Origin of the sequence: Curtobacterium phyllosphaerae (assembly GCF_049341865.1) — a bacterium.
GTDB lineage: Bacteria > Actinomycetota > Actinomycetes > Actinomycetales > Microbacteriaceae > Curtobacterium > Curtobacterium phyllosphaerae.
In genome coordinates this window covers 39,599-56,229 of sequence record NZ_JBMPIU010000008.1, presented here as the reverse complement: position 1 = coordinate 56,229, position 16,631 = coordinate 39,599, and the positions used below count along the sequence as shown (strand labels likewise).

Below are 16,631 nucleotides of genomic sequence, written 5' to 3'. Positions count from 1 at the left end.
GATGGCCCAGCCGCCGCCGCGGGGGCAGAGTGCGCCGATCGGGGGACCCGCGATCCCTGGCTCGGATGCGCCGGACGGGCGATGATCGAGTCGTGGACCGACCTGCCCTCGCCGACTTCCTCCGCCGCCGCCGCGAACTCCTGCGCCCGGAGGACGTCGGGCTCGGCGAGGGTCCTCGACGCCGGACCCCCGGGCTCCGCCGCGAGGAGGTCGCCGCCCTCGCCGGGATGAGCGTCGACTACTACACGCGGCTCGAACAGCAGCGTGGACCGCAGCCCTCGGAGCAGATGGTCGCCGCGATCGCCAGGGCCCTCCGCGTCACCCTCGACGAACGGGACCACCTGTTCCGCATCGCCGGGCACAACGCGCCGGTCCGGGTCCGACGCGACGAGCACGTCGCCCCCGCACTGCTCCGGGTGCTCGACCGCCTCGAGGACACCCCCGCGATCATCGTGAGTGACCTCGGTGAGACACTCGTGGAGAACCGGCTGGCGATCGCACTGCTCGGCTCGGCGGCGGAGCTCACCGGCCCGGCCCGGTCCCAGGTCTGGCGCTGGTTCACCGACCCGGCCGAGCGCGCGCGGTACGCCCCCGAGGAGCACGACCACTTGCAGCGCGTGCAGGTCGCCACCCTCCGTGCGGCCGTCGGCGCCGCTGGTCCGGGCGACCGGCGGGCGGCGGACCTCATCGCCGCGCTCGAGCGCACGAGCGAGGAGTTCGTCGCGACGTGGGCGCTGCACGAGGTAGCGACGCGGTGGAGCGACCACAAGACCTTCGTGCACCCGGAGCTCGGTCGCATCGAGGTCGACTGTCAGGTGCTCCTCACGGAGAACCGTGCGCAGGCCTTGCTCCTCTTCACAGCACCGCCCGGGTCCTCGGACGCCGAGAAGCTCGCGCTGCTCGGGGTGGTCGGTCAGCAGACGTTCGCCCCCTGACCTTGCCGCCCACCCCGGTCGAGTTCTCCATGCGCCGCACGAGCACGGCGCAGACCGGCCGTGTTGCACCGTGTGACGGCCTCCCACCGCGCTCCTCAGGGCTCGTGCCTAGGCTGAACCGGTGAGCACTCCGCGCGTGTACGTCATCCACGAGAACCCCGAGTGGTTCCCGCCGCTCGCGGCCGCCTTCGAGGCCGAGGGGGTCCCGGTCGGAGAACTCCTGTTGACCGACGGCTCGATCGACCTCGCAGCCGACCCGGAGCCGGGCGTCTACTGGTCGCGCATGTCGGCGAGCAGCCACACGCGCGGACACGAGCACGCCAAGGAGTACACCCGCGCCGTCCTCGGGTGGCTCGAGCGCGCCGGACGCACCGTGGTGAACGGCAGCAGCGTCCTCGAGCTCGAGGTGAGCAAGGTCGCTCAGCACGGCCTGCTCCGGAACGCCGGGTTCGACGTGCCGCGGACGACGGCCGTGTTCGGCACGCAGGACCTCGTCCGCGCGGCCGGACGGTTCACCGCCGAAGCACCCGGCCAGCCGTTCATCACGAAGCACAACCAGGGCGGCAAGGGGCTCGGGGTCCGACGGTTCGACTCCGTCGCCGAGCTCTCGACGTACGTCGTCAGCCCGGAGTTCGAGGAGCCGGTCGACGGCATCACCCTGCTCCAGGAGTACCTGGTGGCCACCGAGCCCTTCGTCACGCGCATCGAGTTCGTGGGGGGCCGGTTCGTGTACGCGGTCAAGGTCGACACGAGCGCCGGGAGCTTCGAGCTCTGCCCCGCCGACGCCTGCGAGATCCCGGGCACGACCGCGGCCGACCCGTTCTCGATCCGCGCGGACGTGACCGCGTCGCACCCGCTCGTCCAGCGCCTCGAGGCGTTCCTCGCCGACAACCGCATCGGCGTCGCGGGCATCGAGTTCATGGAGACGGTCGACGGACGCCACGTGGTGTACGACATCAACACGAACACGAACTACAACCCTGCGGTCGAGGAGACGAGCCCCGTCTCCGGTCCGCGGACCGTCGCGCAGTACCTCGGTGGCCTGCTGGCCGCCGAACAGGCCGTCCTGACGGCCTGACCGCGCGGGTCCGGCAGACGGACCCGACCACGCACCGGACTGGAGGCACGCGGCGGCCTCGTCCCGCGCCTCCCGACCGGAACGCGCCCACCACACGACCACGACCCGGGAGAACCACGTGCGATTCGGATACTGGACCCCGCTCTTCGGCGGCTGGCTCCGCAACGTCGACGACGAGCAGATGCCCGTCACCTTCGACTACGTCAAGCAGCTCGCGCAGCGGGCGGAGCAGGTCGGGTACGACCTGACGCTGGTGCCGGAGCTCAACCTCAACGACATCAAGGGGACCGCTGCCCCGAGCCTCGAGGCTTGGGCCCTCGCCGCCGCGATCGCGGCGACCACCGAGAAGCTCGAGATCATGGCGGCGATGCGCCCCGGGTACCACCTGCCCGCCGTGACGGCGAAGCAGGCCGCGACGATCGACGACATCTCCGGCGGCCGGTTCACGTTCAACGTCGTGAGCGCCTGGTGGGCCGAGGAGGCCCGGCAGTACGGCGGGATATTCTCCGAGCACGACGACCGGTACCGTCGCACGGCGGAGTTCGTCGCGATCATGAAGGGGCTCTGGAACGAGACCCCGTACTCGTTCTCGGGGGAGTACTACACGGTCGAGAACGCCCACCTCGAGCCCAAGCCCCGCGTGCAGCCGCGGATCTACGCCGGCGGCGAGTCGGAGGCCGGCAAGGCGAGCATCACCGAGTACGCCGACGCCTACGTGACGCACGGCGGCACCGTCGAGGAGCTCCGGACGAAGATCGCCGAGATGCGGCAGCGCCGTGTCGGCGCCGGTCTGCCGCCGTTCGAGGCGTTCGGGATGGCCGCGTACGCGATCGTCCGCGACACCGAGGAGGAGGCGCTCGCCGAGCTGGCCCGCATCACCGACGTGCAGCACGGCGCAGCCTACGAGTCGTACCAGGACTTCATCTCGAAGTCGCAGCTCGAACGGGTGCCCTCGCTCGAGGACTACTCGGTGTCGAACCGGGGACTCCGCCCGGGCTTCGTCGGGACCCCGGACCAGGTCGCGCGGCGGATCCGGGAGTTCGAGGACGCCGGGGTGGACACGCTCCTGCTCCAGTTCTCGCCGCAGCTCGAGGAGATGGAGCGGTTCGGGGAGCAGGTCATCCCGCTGCTCCGGAGCGCGACGGCACCGAGCGCCTGAGCGACGCAGCGACCGTTGCCGGAGCGACGCGGCGACCGGCGCCTGGCGGGCGGGACGGCATGCGGAACCTGCACAGCACCCGATATAGGTTGGTCGCATGACGTTGCCGGAGTCGCAGACCAGGGTGCGGACCCGAGCACCGGGCAAGATCAACGTCTACCTGTCCGTCGGGGCGCTCCAGCCGGACGGCTACCACGACGTCGCCACCGCCTACCAGGCCGTCTCGTTGTACGAGGACGTCACCGCGGAACTCGCCGACGACTTCTCGGTGCGCTTCACCGGTCCGATCGACACGTCGGACGTCCCCGTCGACCACTCGAACCTGGCGCTGCGAGCCGCGCGGATGGTCGCCGAGACGGCCTCGTACACCGGCGGGGTCAAGCTCACGATCGAGAAGCAAGTGCCGGTCGCCGGCGGCATGGGAGGCGGGTCCGCGGACGCTGCTGCGACGCTGCTCGCGGTCGACACGCTCTGGGGCACGGCGCTCGGTCGCGACGAACTCCTCCGGATCGCGGCGGAGCTCGGGGCCGACGTCCCGTTCGCGTTCGCGGGCGGGACGGCGATCGGGACGGGTCGCGGGGACGAACTGAGTCCGGCGCTCGCGAAGGGACAGTTCCACTGGGTGCTGGTGCTGTCCGACTACGGGCTGTCCACCCCGGCGGTGTACACCGCACTCGACGAGCACCGCGACCGCTACCGGACCGACATCGCGCCGGTCCACGACATGCCCTACGTCGAGGCCAACGTCCTCCAGGCGATCCGTGCCGGGGACCCGGAGTTGCTCGCCGAGTGCCTGCACAACGACCTGCAGGCGCCGGCCATGCGGTTGCAGCCCGACCTCGCCGCGACGCTCGAACTCGGGGAGCGCGCGGGTGCCCTGTCCGGGATCGTCTCGGGCAGCGGGCCGACCGTCGCGTTCCTGGTCGCGGACGCGGACGCCGCACTCGACGTCCAGGTGGCGCTGAGCGCGTCCGGCCTGAGCGTCGTCCGGGCGACCGGGCCGGTGCACGGCGCCCGGGTCGTGCCGCGGTAGCGCGGGGCGTCGGGTGCAGGCGCGTCAGGTGCAGGCGCGTCGGGCGCAGACGCGTCGGGTGCGGGGGAGTGGGTCAGCGGGGCGCGCGGGCGTACTCGGTGATGACGACCGAGCCGGTGCGCCAGTACCCGGCGACGTGGAAGCCCTCGGCGTCGAGCGTCGAGGTGACGTCGGGCTGGATGTCCCGGGCCTTCGACCCGAGGTACCAGACCGTGTCGATGTCGCCGAGCCGGGCGGGCACCGTCGTGGCGATGTCGCCGTTCGTGTCCCACAGGCGACCGGTCTCCGCGCCGGACGTGGTCGCCGCGAGGTCCGTCATGCCGGCGAACGCCCGGGGGTAGGCATCGCGGATGATCTGCGTCGTCGTGGTGGGGTGCTTCCACACGGAGCCGTAGATGACGCCCTCGTCGGCGTCCGGTGTCTGCGCTCGCTGCCGTTCCACGATCGCGGCCGCGTTCGCCCAGTAGGAGTCCTGCTTGGCGTGCGGGGTCTTCACGGCGATGGTCGAGGGGATCGACACCGCGACGATGGCCAGCACCGCGACGACGAGCGCCGCGCGGGGCCGGATCGCCGTGAGGGCGAGTCCGACGAGGAGCGCCACGAACGGCAGGCTCAACGTGGCGTACTTGGGGGAGTACAGGTGCTTGCCGAGCGCGGTGACGACGAGGAGGACGCCCGTCGGGACGACCACGATCGGCAGGACCACCCGGAGCGCCTGGGCGCGGACGAGGTCGCGGGCCGTGACCGCCGGCTTCCGGACGGCTCGGACCACGAGCACGACCGCGAGCACCATGCAGACCCAGGCCGTCGCCGCGAACAGCATCGAGCCGCCGAACCACGCCGTCGAGAACACCTGTCGGACGGTCGCCCAGCCGATGCCGCCGATCCACGCGACCTGCTTGGACTGGGCCATGACCTCGACCACCACCGGGGCGGCGAGGACGGCCGCGCCGACACCCGCCGCGAACCAGCTCCGGACGAGCCCTCGGGTGACGATCGGTGCGGGGCCCTCGGAGCCGGTGGTGACGCCGGCGGTGCGGTCGGTGGCACGCGCAGACGCCCGCTGGGACAGCAGCGTCCACGCGAGCGTCACGGCGTGCGACACGACCACGAGCGCCAGGTAGACGTTGAACACGACCGCGACGGTGGCGAGCAGCCCGTACCCGACCCACCAGGCCAGGCCGACGCGGGACCACGGCACGCCCGGCCGGGCCCGTCGGGCGGCGGCGACACCGACGAGCGTCAGACCGACGGCGAGCGTCGTGATCGTCGCGTACGGCCGACCTTCGCCACCCGCCCAGACGACCCGTGGCAGGACGAGGAACACGACGCCGGCGGCGATGCCGAGGCGACGCCCGCCGAGACGTCGGCCGAGCGCGACGACCAGGCCCGCCGCGACGGCGATCGCGAGGGCGCTCGGGAGCCGGAGGGTCATCGGCGTGTAGCCGACGAGCCAGAACCAGATGTGCATGAGCACGTAGTACAGACCGTGCACGGCGTCGACGTTGTGCAGTTCGGCCCAGAGCTGCGGCCACGACCGGGTCGCGCTCGTGACGGTGGCGCCTTCGTCGTACCAGAGTGACGGGACCCAGGCGAACGCGGCGGAGACCGCGAACGCGGCGGCCCCGACCGTGACCTCCGGGACGCGGACCGCGGCGGCGCCGAGAGCGGACGCGACCGCGCGCACGGAAGTGCGGGGCGCCGAGATCGGGGTCGGTCGCTGGACGCCGATGCGCCCGGTCTGCGGAGATGTCACATGCGGCACGGTACGCACCCGGACTGGGGAACTGCTCACGACGACACCATCCGTCCGCTGAGAGTTCACAGCCGGTTCTCCGACGTCTGCGGTGCCCCGGATCGGTGCGGGGTCGGGTGGCGCGCGGATAATGGCCGTGTGCACCCCCTCGTCGAACCCGTCGGCACCCTGTCGGCCGCGCGACGCCGGCTCGGCTCCCGCACGGCGGCACTCCACGGAGTCGAGGACGTCGGGCTCCGCCGGCTCGCCGCGCTCCGGGTGCTCGTCGTCGGTGCCGGTGGCCTCGGCTCGCCGGTCGTCGCGCTCCTCGCCGGGAGCGGGCTCGGTCGCCTGACCGTCGTCGACCCGGACGTCGTCGACGTGTCGAACCTGGCCAGGCAGACACTCTTCACGACCGAGGACGTCGGCGCGCCCAAGGCCGAGGCCGCGGCGGCACGGGCCCGCCTGGTCGACCCGGAGCTCGACGTCCGAGCGGTCGTCGGCCGGTTCGACGTCGAGACCGGACCCGCGCTCGTCGCCGGACACGACGTGGTCGTCGACGCCGCGGACGGGGTCGACGTCACCCGCGCGGTGTCCGACGCGTGCGCCGACGCCGGGGTCCCGTTCGTGTGGGCGTCGGCGCTCGGCACGGACGGCCAGGTCGCCGTGTTCTGGGACGGTGCTCCGTCCGGCGCCGTCGACTTCCACGACCTGCACCCCGACCCCTTCGTCGACGAGGGCTCGTGTGCCGTCGACGGCGTCCTCGCCGGCCTGTGCACGATGCTCGGCGGCATCGTGGCGGGGCAGGTCGTCGCCCTCGCGACCGGCGTCGGGGAGCCGCTCCTCGGGCGCGTCCTGACCGTCGACGCAGCCACGTGGACCGTGGTCGCCAGCCCGTTGCGACGCGGGCCGACGTCGCGTCGTCCGCCGCGCCTCCCGTCCGAGCGTCCGGTCACGCTCGTGTCACCGGCCGGGCTGGAGGCCCGACTCGCCTCCGGTGCACCGCTCGCGGTCCTCGACGTCCGGACCCCGGCGGAGCGTGCCGGCGGTGTCATCACGGGGAGCGTCGTCCCCGCCGACCTGCCGGACGGCGTGCCGGTGGTGGTCTACTGCGCGCGCGGACCCCGGGCGGATGCATGGGCGCGCGGTCCCGGGCTCGGGCGCGACGTCGTGGTGCTCGACGGCGGTGTCGAGGCGTGGCTGCGGGAGGACCGGCCGCTGGTCCCCGTCACGCAGCCCTGACCACGTTCCGTTCCGCTCCTGCGGGTAGGATCATCGCATCATGACGCAACTGCGGATCCGCGACGCGGCGACCTACCTCGGGGTGAGCGACGACACCGTCCGACGACTCGTCGACGGGGGCACCTTCAGCCGCCTCGCGGACGATGCTGGACGAGCCGTGGTCGACGGCCGGGAACTCGCGCTCCACGCCAAGGAGCGGGCCACGCAGCTCGCGGACCCGGCGTCCGGGGTGCACAGTTCGGCCCGGAACCGGTTCGTCGGCATCTGCACCGACGTCGTCGCCGACCGGGTGATGGCCCAGGTCGAACTCCAGTGCGGACCACACCGGGTCGTGTCGCTGATGAGCGCGGAGGCGGTGCGCGACCTCGGGATCGAGGTCGGCTCCGTCGCGGTGGCGGTCGTCAAGGCGACGATGGTCGTCGTCGAGGCGGCACCGGACGAGGGAACCGCATGATCCGCGCCGCCCGCCCGCTCGTGGTGGTCGCTGCCGCCGTCGTGGCGATGCTCGCGCTCGCCGGCTGTTCCTCTGGTGGTCCGTCGGGCGTGTCCTCACCGGCTGCCTCGGCGTCCTCGTCGGGGTCCGCCGGGCCGACCGGCGAGATCACGGTGTTCGCGGCGGCTTCCCTGCAGCGGACCTTCACCGACCTCGGCAAGCGCTACGAGGACGCGCACCCGGGGACGACGGTCCGGTTCTCGTTCGCCGGGTCGAGCGACCTCGTCGCGCAGATCCAGGCCGGGGCGCCCGCCGACGTGTTCGCCGCGGCGGACCAGGCGAACATGGCCAAGCTCTCCTCCTCCGATCTCGCGGCCGGTTCGCCGCGGGACTTCGCGAAGAACGTGCTCGAGATCGCCGTGGCGCCGGGCAACCCGAAGAAGGTGACGACGTTCGACGACCTGGCCGACCCGGCCCTCCAGGTCGTCGTGTGCGCCGCGCCCGTGCCCTGCGGCGCGGCCGCGCAGAAGGTCGAGGCGGCGACCGGGACGACACTGCATCCGGTCAGCGAGGAGCAGTCCGTCACCGACGTCCTCGGCAAGGTCGAGTCCGGGCAGGCCGACGCCGGGCTCGTCTACGTGACCGACGTCGAGGGCGCCGGTGGGAAGGTCGACGGGGTGCCGTTCGCCGCGAGCGAGGACGCCGTGAACACCTACCCGATCGGCGTGCTCCGGGAGTCGCAGGACCCGGCGCTCGCGAAGTCGTTCATGGCGTACGTGCTGTCAGCGACGGGACAGGGGGTGCTCCGGACGGCGGGCTTCCAGGAGCCGTGACCACGCCCGCCCCGTCCGGTGCCGTCCGCACGGCGCTGCCCTGGTGGCTCCCGGTCCCGGCGGTCGTCGGGGGACTGTTCGTCGTCGTCCCCGTCCTCGCGATGATCGGCAACGTGCACTGGGCGTCGTTCACCGGTCTCGTGACCTCCTCGTCCTCGCTCACCGCGCTCGGGCTGAGCGTCGGGACGGCGGCCGCGGCGACCGGTGCGTCGTTCCTCCTCGGGTTCCCGCTCGCGGTCGTCTTCGCCCGGTCGACCGCCCGCTGGATCGGGGTGCTCCGCGCCGTCGTCCTGCTCCCGCTCGTGCTCCCGCCGGTCGTCGGCGGACTCGCCCTCCTCGCCGCGTTCGGACGCATCGGTCCGATCGGGTCGTTCCTCGCCGACCACGGGGTGCGGATCGCGTTCAGCACCGCCGCGGTCGTCATCGCGCAGACGTTCGTGGCGATGCCGTTCCTCGTGACGGCGGTCGAGGGAGCGCTCCGGGTGTCCGGCGGGCGGTACGAGCGGATCGCTGCGACCCTCGGCGCCGGGCCGACGCGGACGTTCCTCACGGTGACCGCTCCGCGGGTGCTGCCCGGGATCGTGTCGGGTCTGGTGCTCTGCTTCGCGCGGGCGCTCGGCGAGTTCGGGGCGACGCTGACGTTCGCCGGGAGCCTCGAGGGTGTCACGCGGACCCTGCCGCTCGAGATCTACCTGCAGCGGGAGATCGACCCGGACACCGCGGTCGCCCTCGCGCTGGTGCTCGTCGTCGTGGCGATCCTGGTCATCGGGGTGTCGTCGGTGCGCTGGCGACGGGTCGGTGTCGCGTGAGCACGGGTTCCGCGACTGCCGGGGGGCTGCTGTGACCGCGGGCGGACGGATCCGGGTCCGGCTCGCTGCCCGGGACCTCGACGTGGACATCGAGATCGGCGACGGGGAGACGGTGGCGCTCGTCGGCCCGAACGGCGCCGGCAAGTCCACCGTGGTCGACGTCGTCGCGGGGCTCGTACGACCGGACGACGGCGAGGTCGTGCTCGGCGGACTGACCGTGTTCGCCGGGGGGAGGGTCCGGGTCCCCGCGCACCGGCGTCGGATCGGCCTCGTCGGTCAGGACCCGGCGCTCTTCCCCCACCTGTCCGTGCTCGACAACGTGGCGTACGGGCCGCGGGCGAGCGGTGCCTCCCGTCGGAGGGCGCACGTGCGAGCCCACTCGGCGCTCGAGACCGTCGGGGCGGACCACCTGGCGGCGCGGCGTCCCGGCACGCTCTCGGGCGGACAGGCGCAGCGGATCGCGATCGCGAGGGCCGTGGCCACCGACCCCGCGCTCCTGCTCCTCGACGAGCCGACCTCCGCGCTCGACGTCGGTGCGCGGGTCGAGGTGCGCGCGGCCGTCGCGGAGGCCCTCGTCGGACGGAGCGCGCTCCTCGTCACGCACGACCCGCTCGAGGCGATGACCCTGTCGGACCGCGTCGTGGTGCTCGAGGCGGGACGGGTCGTGGAGGCCGGACCCGTCGACACCGTGCTCCATCGGCCGACCAGCGGGTTCGGTGCGGCGTTCTCCGGGCTCGCGCTGCTCCGGGGCACCGCGCACGCAGACGGCATCGTGCTCGCGGACGGCACGCTCGTCGTCGCGGCCGAGGTCGATGCAGTACCGGGGAGGGCCGCCATCGCGGCGTACCACCCGACGGCAGCTCGGCTGATCGGCGGCGGTGCCGGGCCCGCCCCTGCCTCCACGGGTGCTGTACTCGGCTCCGCGAATCCCTGCGGGCACGGGACGGTCGTCCAACGCAGCGTCGACCGGCTCGAACCCCGCGACGGGCTCGTCCGGGTGGTCGCGGGGGAGTTCGTCGTCGACGCGACGGTGCGAACGGTGCACGAGGCGGGCGCGACGGCCGGTGCGGTGGTGACCGTGGGCCTCCCGGCCGACGAGGTGGCCGTCTCCACAGCGCGCGCCTGACCGCGTGCCGCTACCGCTCGAGCACCCGCGGCGATCCGGACTGGGACCGTGCCGCACCACCAGATCGTCCGGCCCACCGACCCGCGTGCGGCCGAGCTCCTCGCGACCATCCGGATGGACGAGTGTCTCCGCTACCGGATCGAGGAGCGCTGGCCGAGCATCGCCCCGCGCGCTTGTCCACGACACACTGCCGGAGCTCCATCCACAGTCCGCGCGAGCTGGGTTTGCGCGGCCCGAAGTCCTTCCGCTAGCCTCCGACCAACAGATGTTTGTGTATCAGTGGTGAACATCTCACCCAGCGCATCATCGAGGCATTCTCACTGGGGAACGGCCGTCCGCAGCTGCGAGCGAGGGGCACATGCGAAGCGAGACAGGGCAGGACAGGAACGAGGCGGTGGCGTCCGCGAGGCACGGGGACGTCGTCGTCGAGCTGCAGGCATTCGCCAAGACCTTCGGTGACTTCGCCGCGGTCAGCGATCTCAGCCTCGACATCCGGCGCGGTGAGGTCTTCGGCTTCCTCGGGCCGAACGGTGCCGGCAAGACGACGACCATCGAGTGCATGGTGGGACTGCAGCGCCCCACCGGTGGCGTGATCCGAGTGCTGGGACACGACCCCTCGACCGATCGTGACGCGATCACACGGAGAGTCGCTGTGCAGCCGCAGTCGGCGAGCTTGTTCGACACGCTCACCGTCGAGGAAACGGTCGAACTCTTCGCGTCCTTCCATGAGCGCCCTCGGCCGGTCGGGGAGATCCTCGAGGAGGTCGGTCTCTCGGATCAGGCCGCCGAGCGCGCGAAGCGTCTGTCCGGTGGGCAGACGCGACGCCTGTTGCTCGCCGTGGCGTTGGTCGCGGACCCTGAGGTCCTCGTCCTCGATGAACCTTCTGCGGGTCTCGATCCTGCTGCACGACAAGCGTTGTGGGATGTCATCTACGGCCTTCGCGACCGTGGCACGACGATCGTCCTGTCCACACACCACATGGACGAAGCGACCTCGGTCTGCGATCGCGTCGCCATCCTGGTCGGCGGACGCCTGGCCGCGATGGACAGCCCTGACGAGCTCATCCGCCAGCACGCGAGCGTCAGCGACGTCGCGTTCACCGTCGCCACGACTGTGTCGGATGACGACCTCGCGGAGGCATTGCAACAGCCCTACACGTCCGAAGCCGTCCGGGGAGGCGTCAGAGTGCACGTCACGACCGGTGACCCGGATGCGCTGATCCGTCGAGTGACCTTCGCCCGCGGGCTCCGGGCCCGCGAGCTCAACGTCCGTGCCGGAAGCCTCGAGGACATCTTCCTGCGGCTCGCCGAGCTGCCGGACGAACGGCGCACTGATAGGGATGCAGCGATGAAGGGGAATCGGTGATGACAACAGCTTCGAGCACCGAGGTGCGGCATGCAGGGCGTGCCGCGTTCAAGCAATTGACGCTGCTGAGCACACGTGAGGTGTTCCGGAACGTGAAGAGCTTCATCAGCTTGATGTTCTCCTTCTTGTTCTTCTTGGTCGTGATCGTCGGGGTTGATTTCTCGGTCAATGGCGGCCGGCCTGCCCCTGTCGTGTCGGTCGCGGGTGGCCAGCACAGCGCGCAAGTCGTGACGGCGTTACGCGACCACGACCTTGTGGTACGAGCCGCCGACGATCAGTCTGTGACGGCGAAGATCACGATCGGTGAGCACCGCGCGACGATTGCACTCGTCGGGAAACACAAGCCGTCCTGGAAACAGCTCGTCGCTGTGGTGCATTCGACAGGGATTCCCTCGGCTGACATCCTCGTCACAGGCTCCGATGGCACGCCCGAGCCGGACGTGCTGCGCACCAACCTCGCGACGGTTCTGGTGACCGGATTCATGGCTGTCGCGTTCATGGGAACTTCCGTTCCCTTGGTGACGCTACGGCAACGAGGTACTCTCCGGCTCCTCGGCACGACTCCGGTCAGTAGGACAGCGTTCATCCTCGCCCAGAGCCCGGTACGATTCGCGCTCGGCATCGCCGAGGCAATCGTCGTCCTCATCATCGCTTGGAGTCAAGGGTATGTAGAGTCGCTGAGTATTGTACGACTGTCGATCACCCTCATTGTGGGACTCGCGATGATGTTCGCGCTTGCTTACCTTGTGGCGAGTCGGGCAACAAATCCCGATGTCATAGCGCAAGTGACTGGATTCCTGCCGGTCATCGTCATATTCAGCTGCGGGACCATCGTGCCACTTCACATCTTCCCGGATTTTGTTCGCTACCTCACTTATTCTTTCCCGAGCACGTGGTTCATGCAGGCCGTCGGGGCGGACATTGCTGGAACGCAACCATTCATCTCTGTCTACTGGTTGTGGGCAATGATGGCGGCAGTCGCTGTAGCGGCCGCACTTCTCGCCGCGCGGTTGTTCAAGTGGGATCAGGGTGACCTGTGATGCGCAGGTTCACCGGCACCTCCTCACAGGCTGACCATTCTGCCTCACGAACATCCGGTCCGAAGCCGATGAGCATCTCAGCGAATAGCTCCTGCGGCTCGAGACACTTGTCCCCGATGAAGGCAGTTTGATCAACAGGGCGCATCAGCTCACTGACGACAACGAGCCGCTCTCGATCTACACGGCCAACTCTGGTGCTCTCGGGCGGCTGCAGCCTTGCATTCGGGTCAGATCCGGTGTCGAAGCCGGGGTGGCACTCGCGAAGAGCGGTGACGGAACTGAACAAGCGGGTAGCTCGGGCCATCGCCATCGCCATCGCCATCGCCATCGCCATCGCCGAGGCCGTGGAGCAGTACCCAGATCGCGGATCCCTGCCACCTGCCCGCTCGCCCTGGAGGCGCGGCGCGCGTTCACGACGTCGGGACCCATGCGCCTGTTCGGCTGACCTCGACGCCCCCCCGCAGGAACGTTGGCCACCGTCGGCACGAACTCGGGTTGCGTGTCCGTGCTGAGAGTTCGGCACCCCCTCGTGGGCGGAAGAGCTGCACGGTCGGCGGGGGCTCGAGCGGGGACGGAGGGGGCCGATCCGTGACCGTGCAGTTTCGCCGCGTGGGGGCCGCGGGGACGCGGCGGAAGTGCACGCTCGGTGGAGGCTCGACCGGGGACGGTGGGGGCCGACCGGTGACTGTGCAGTTTCGCCGCGTGGGGGCCGCGGGGACGCGGCGGAAGTGCACGCTCGGTGGGACTCGACCAGGGACGGAGGGGGCCGACCGGCGACCGTGCAGTCTCGCCGCGTGGGGGCCGCGGGGACGCGGCGGAAGTGCACGCTCGGTGGCCACGGCTCGCACGCGGAAGGGAAGTGCACGCTCGGCGGCTGCTGCGCACGCGGACCAGCGCCCCGCTCAGCCCCCGGCGAACGGGGGCATGACGTCGACGAGCTCCACTCCGGCCAGGGACGTCGTCCGGTCCTTCGTCGTGATGCCGTCGACCAGGTACGAGCACCGCTCCTGCAGCGACTCCCAGCGTGCCGGGTCCGACGCCTGCACCGCGGCGAGTGCGTCCCCGAGCGTGGCGGCGGCTGCCCCGGCGGGCGAGGCCCCGGCGAGCGAGGCCCCGGCGGCAGAAGCCCCGGCTGCGGAGGCCCCGGCGGACGAGACCTCGACCGACGAGACCCCGACGGCAGCCCTGGCCGCCGCGAAGAACCGGATCGTCGTCACGCTCAACCGCCGATCGCCGACATCGACCGCGCCGGCTGGACGAACCCCGCACGGTCGACGCCGTGGTCCCGCGGCTTCGCCCACATCGCACGCTGCCAGACCACCGCGACCTCGACGTCGGACGCCCCGGCGCGCATCGCGTCGAGGACCGAGGTCTCCTGGTCGGAGAACAGGCAGCTCCGGACCTTGCCGTCCGCGGTCAGCCTTGTGCGGGTGCAGTCCGCGCAGAACGACTCCGTCACGCTGGCGATGATCCCGACGGTCCCGAGCAGGGTGCCCTCGGGGGAACGCACGTCGTACCGCTCGGCCGGGGCGCCGTCACGGGGCGCGTCGTGCGACGTGAGCCGGAACCGGGTCGCGAGCAGGTCCCGGGTCTCGGCGGCGGTCACCATCGAGGACCGGTCCCACGTGTGCCCGGCGTCGAGCGGCATCTGCTCGATGAACCGCAGCTCGTACCCGCGGGCGAGACACCAGTCGAGGAGCTCCGGCGCGGCGAGTTCGTTGACGCCGCGGAGCAGGACGGCGTTCACCTTGACGAACATCCCGGTCTCGTGCGCCGCCGTCACCCCGGCGATCACACGGTCGAGGAACGGCCGCCGGGTCATCGTCGCGAACTGCTTCGGGTCGACGGTGTCGAGCGAGACGTTGATGCGGTCGAGGCCGGCGTCGGCGAGGGCCTGCGCACGGGTGGCCAACCCGATCGCGTTCGTCGTCAACGAGAGCTCCGGACGGTCCGGCAGCGCGGCGCACCGCGCGATGACCTCGACCAGGTCCGCGCGGAGCAACGGCTCGCCACCGGTGAACCGGACCTTCCGCACCCCGAGGTCCTCGACGCCGATCCGGACGAGCCGTTCGATCTCGGCGGCGGTCATGAGCGCGTCGGAGGGCGACACGGGCAGCCCCTCGGCCGGCATGCAGTAGGTGCAGCGGAGGTTGCAGCGTTCGGTGAGCGACACCCGCAGGTCGACTGCGTGGCGGCCGAACCGGTCGACCAGACCGGGCACGTCGGGTCGGGGACCGACGTCGGGGAGGTGCCGAGGCCCTCCGTCCGGACTGCCGACCACCGTCGGACGCGACACGGCGGCCGGACTGGAGGCGCGGGCCGACCCGGTCCGGATGGTCCCGTTCCCGATGCCCCGGCCGGGCATGCCGAGGTCGATGGTCATGGAGCGAGGATACGTCGGCGGAACAGGAGATCCGCCCAGCGGCGCCACTCGGAGCGCGGGGTCCGCAGGACGGTCACGACCAGGATGACGCCCATCGCGGCGACGAGCCACCACCGGAACGCGTCCGCCGACGGCCACTGCTGCCGGAGCGCGATCGCGAGGCCGAGCGCGAGCCACTCCCACCGGCCGGACAGCACCACGAACGGGATGAGGAGCAGCGCGTACCAGGGGTAGCGCGGGGTCAGCGCGAAGAACGTGACGCCGATCAGGAGCACCTCGGCGCTCCACGGCCTGGCCGGGTCGGCGAGCCGCCACGCCACCACCGCGGCGACGAGCACGACGGCGAGGACGGCGACGATCGCGGCCTTCCCCGGCAGGAGGGGGGACAGGAGCGCGAAGCGGGAGCCGTCGTCGTAGCCCTCCTCGCTGAGGTAGCCGGGCAGGTAGCCGAGGACCTGGACGCCGGTGGAGAGGACGTACGGCACGTAGAGCACGCCGAACAGGACGACCCCGACGAGCGCGGACAGCCACCCCCGGGCGCGTCCGAGGAGGGGCACGAACGCGATCGCCGGGATGAGCTTGGTGCTCGTCGCGGCACCGAGCGCGATCCCGCCCCAGATCGGTCGTCCGAAGGCCACGAGCACCGCCCCGGCCGTCGCGAGTGCCGCGCCGAGGACGTCGACGTGGGAGTTCGTCACCGCCTCGGACGCGACGAGCGGGCACCACGCCCAGAGCGCCGCCCACCACGGTGCCCGACCGGCTCGGCGGAGGACCGCGAGCAGCCCGACGGTGACCCCGAGCGACACGAGCAGTCCCGCGACCTGCATCGGCCAGTACGTCGCGGTCACCGGGACGACGCTCCGGACCAGCGCGAACCAGAGCTCCGCCATCGGCGGGTAGACCGTCGGCACGTCCGGTCGGTTGATCGGGGTGCAGAGACGTGCGTTCGTGACGGTGTCGCGTCCGGTCTGGATCCGGTCGCCCGGACAGTAGGTCGGTCCGTCGTACTGCGGCACGGCGGTCGACGTCGGGTGCCCGAACAACCAGTCCGGCCGGATGCCGGCGAGCACGTGCGAGGTCGGGACGTGCAGGTACGGGGACAGTCCGTGCAGCTGGACGATGCCGTCCCACGCGTACCGGGCCGAGTCGGAGCTGGTGTTCGGCGGTCCGGACAGCGCTGCGAGGCCGAGCACGACGGCGCCGCCGAGCACCAGCCAGGTCGACGCCCGTCGTGGGACGAACCGCAGCACGAGCACCGCGACGGCGAAGACCGCCCAAGCGATCAGGGTCCACGCGACGAATGACTGACGAACGCCCTTGTGGAGGTAGCCCAGATGCGTGACACCGACGGCGACGATGCCCGCCAGCACGAGGACGGCCACCGCGGCGAGTACGGTTGGCACGCTGCCGGATCCGGGAGCGACAGGACGGACGCCGTGCGGGCGCGTGGACATCGACT

The 16,631-nt window shown here is 71.6% G+C and carries 16 protein-coding genes; 11 read left to right on the top strand and 5 right to left on the bottom strand.

Annotated elements, in window-relative coordinates; translation table 11 throughout:
• Positions 1–92: 92 nt before the first annotated feature.
• The 4 genes from ACO0E0_RS13915 (at position 93) to ACO0E0_RS13900 (ending at position 4,205) form a co-directional block, all read left to right on the top strand.
• Entirely contained in the window at positions 93–935 is an 843-nt protein-coding gene (locus ACO0E0_RS13915; RefSeq protein ID WP_422872037.1) for a helix-turn-helix transcriptional regulator, read from the top strand.
• A gap of 121 nt (positions 936–1,056) precedes the next feature.
• Positions 1,057–2,013 (top strand): ATP-grasp domain-containing protein, encoded by a 957-nt coding sequence (locus ACO0E0_RS13910; RefSeq protein WP_422872036.1) that lies wholly within the window; start codon positions 1,057–1,059, stop codon positions 2,011–2,013.
• Between the two features lie 118 nt (positions 2,014–2,131).
• Positions 2,132–3,172, top strand: coding sequence for an LLM class flavin-dependent oxidoreductase (locus ACO0E0_RS13905; RefSeq protein WP_422872035.1), 1,041 nt, complete (start codon positions 2,132–2,134; stop codon positions 3,170–3,172).
• A 97-nt stretch (positions 3,173–3,269) separates the two neighbouring features.
• Positions 3,270–4,205, top strand: a complete 936-nt coding sequence (locus ACO0E0_RS13900) for a 4-(cytidine 5'-diphospho)-2-C-methyl-D-erythritol kinase (protein WP_422872034.1) — start codon at positions 3,270–3,272, stop codon at positions 4,203–4,205.
• 73 nt (positions 4,206–4,278) lie between these two features.
• Here the strand turns inward: ACO0E0_RS13900 and ACO0E0_RS13895 are convergent, their stop codons facing one another.
• Positions 4,279–5,961 carry a glycosyltransferase family 39 protein gene (locus ACO0E0_RS13895; RefSeq protein WP_422872033.1) on the bottom strand — a complete coding sequence of 561 codons (1,683 nt, stop codon included), beginning with the start codon at positions 5,959–5,961 and terminating at the stop codon, positions 4,279–4,281.
• 138 nt (positions 5,962–6,099) lie between these two features.
• Here ACO0E0_RS13895 and ACO0E0_RS13890 point away from each other — a divergent pair, with 138 nt between their 5' ends.
• The 7 genes from ACO0E0_RS13890 to ACO0E0_RS13860 all read left to right on the top strand — a co-directional run bounded on the left by ACO0E0_RS13890 (position 6,100) and on the right by ACO0E0_RS13860 (position 12,789).
• Entirely contained in the window at positions 6,100–7,182 is a 1,083-nt protein-coding gene (locus ACO0E0_RS13890; protein WP_422872032.1) for a ThiF family adenylyltransferase, read from the top strand.
• 40 nt (positions 7,183–7,222) lie between these two features.
• Complete coding sequence (locus ACO0E0_RS13885; RefSeq protein ID WP_422872031.1) at positions 7,223–7,636, top strand: TOBE domain-containing protein; 414 nt, start codon at positions 7,223–7,225, stop codon at positions 7,634–7,636.
• Positions 7,633–8,448, top strand: coding sequence for a molybdate ABC transporter substrate-binding protein (modA, locus tag ACO0E0_RS13880; RefSeq protein WP_422872030.1), 816 nt, complete (start codon positions 7,633–7,635; stop codon positions 8,446–8,448). The genes ACO0E0_RS13885 and modA overlap by 4 nt, the downstream gene beginning before the upstream one ends.
• Positions 8,445–9,257: an ABC transporter permease gene (locus tag ACO0E0_RS13875; protein WP_422872029.1), complete on the top strand. Its 813-nt coding sequence runs from the start codon at positions 8,445–8,447 to the stop codon at positions 9,255–9,257. Before modA ends, ACO0E0_RS13875 begins: the two co-directional genes overlap by 4 nt.
• An 82-nt stretch (positions 9,258–9,339) precedes the next feature.
• A complete protein-coding gene (locus ACO0E0_RS13870; protein ID WP_422872028.1) occupies positions 9,340–10,383 on the top strand; it encodes an ABC transporter ATP-binding protein in 1,044 nt (347 codons plus the stop codon).
• 358 nt (positions 10,384–10,741) lie between these two features.
• A complete protein-coding gene (locus ACO0E0_RS13865; RefSeq protein WP_422872027.1) occupies positions 10,742–11,749 on the top strand; it encodes an ABC transporter ATP-binding protein in 1,008 nt (335 codons plus the stop codon).
• Positions 11,749–12,789 carry an ABC transporter permease gene (locus ACO0E0_RS13860; protein ID WP_422872112.1) on the top strand — a complete coding sequence of 347 codons (1,041 nt, stop codon included), beginning with the start codon at positions 11,749–11,751 and terminating at the stop codon, positions 12,787–12,789. The genes ACO0E0_RS13865 and ACO0E0_RS13860 overlap by 1 nt, the downstream gene beginning before the upstream one ends.
• On the opposite strand, the gene ACO0E0_RS13855 is transcribed toward ACO0E0_RS13860, so the two are convergent.
• From ACO0E0_RS13855 to ACO0E0_RS13840, 4 genes are all read right to left on the bottom strand, one after another.
• Complete coding sequence (locus ACO0E0_RS13855; RefSeq protein ID WP_422872026.1) at positions 12,764–13,123, bottom strand: hypothetical protein; 360 nt, start codon at positions 13,121–13,123, stop codon at positions 12,764–12,766. The two genes, ACO0E0_RS13860 and ACO0E0_RS13855, sit on opposite strands and share 26 nt — an antisense overlap.
• A 568-nt stretch (positions 13,124–13,691) precedes the next feature.
• Positions 13,692–14,006: a hypothetical protein gene (locus tag ACO0E0_RS13850; RefSeq protein ID WP_422872025.1), complete on the bottom strand. Its 315-nt coding sequence runs from the start codon at positions 14,004–14,006 to the stop codon at positions 13,692–13,694.
• A 2-nt stretch (positions 14,007–14,008) separates the two neighbouring features.
• Complete coding sequence (gene moaA / locus ACO0E0_RS13845; protein WP_422872024.1) at positions 14,009–15,172, bottom strand: GTP 3',8-cyclase MoaA; 1,164 nt, start codon at positions 15,170–15,172, stop codon at positions 14,009–14,011.
• Positions 15,169–16,575, bottom strand: coding sequence for a glycosyltransferase 87 family protein (locus tag ACO0E0_RS13840; protein WP_422872023.1), 1,407 nt, complete (start codon positions 16,573–16,575; stop codon positions 15,169–15,171). The genes moaA and ACO0E0_RS13840 overlap by 4 nt, the downstream gene beginning before the upstream one ends.
• Positions 16,576–16,631: the final 56 nt, after the last annotated feature.

Bases quoted from the DNA above. Each gene is read 5' to 3' on its own strand.
- ACO0E0_RS13900 (WP_422872034.1), top strand. From the start codon at position 3,270: ATGACGTTGCCGGAGTCGCAGACCAGGGTGCGGACCCGAGCACCGGGC.
- ACO0E0_RS13885 (WP_422872031.1), top strand. From the start codon at position 7,223: ATGACGCAACTGCGGATCCGCGACGCGGCGACCTACCTCGGGGTGAGC.
- modA (WP_422872030.1), top strand. From the start codon at position 7,633: ATGATCCGCGCCGCCCGCCCGCTCGTGGTGGTCGCTGCCGCCGTCGTG.
- ACO0E0_RS13865 (WP_422872027.1), top strand. From the start codon at position 10,742: ATGCGAAGCGAGACAGGGCAGGACAGGAACGAGGCGGTGGCGTCCGCG.
- ACO0E0_RS13860 (WP_422872112.1), top strand. From the start codon at position 11,749: ATGACAACAGCTTCGAGCACCGAGGTGCGGCATGCAGGGCGTGCCGCG.
- ACO0E0_RS13855 (WP_422872026.1), bottom strand. From the start codon at position 13,123: ATGGCGATGGCGATGGCGATGGCGATGGCGATGGCCCGAGCTACCCGC.
- moaA (WP_422872024.1), bottom strand. From the start codon at position 15,172: ATGACCATCGACCTCGGCATGCCCGGCCGGGGCATCGGGAACGGGACC.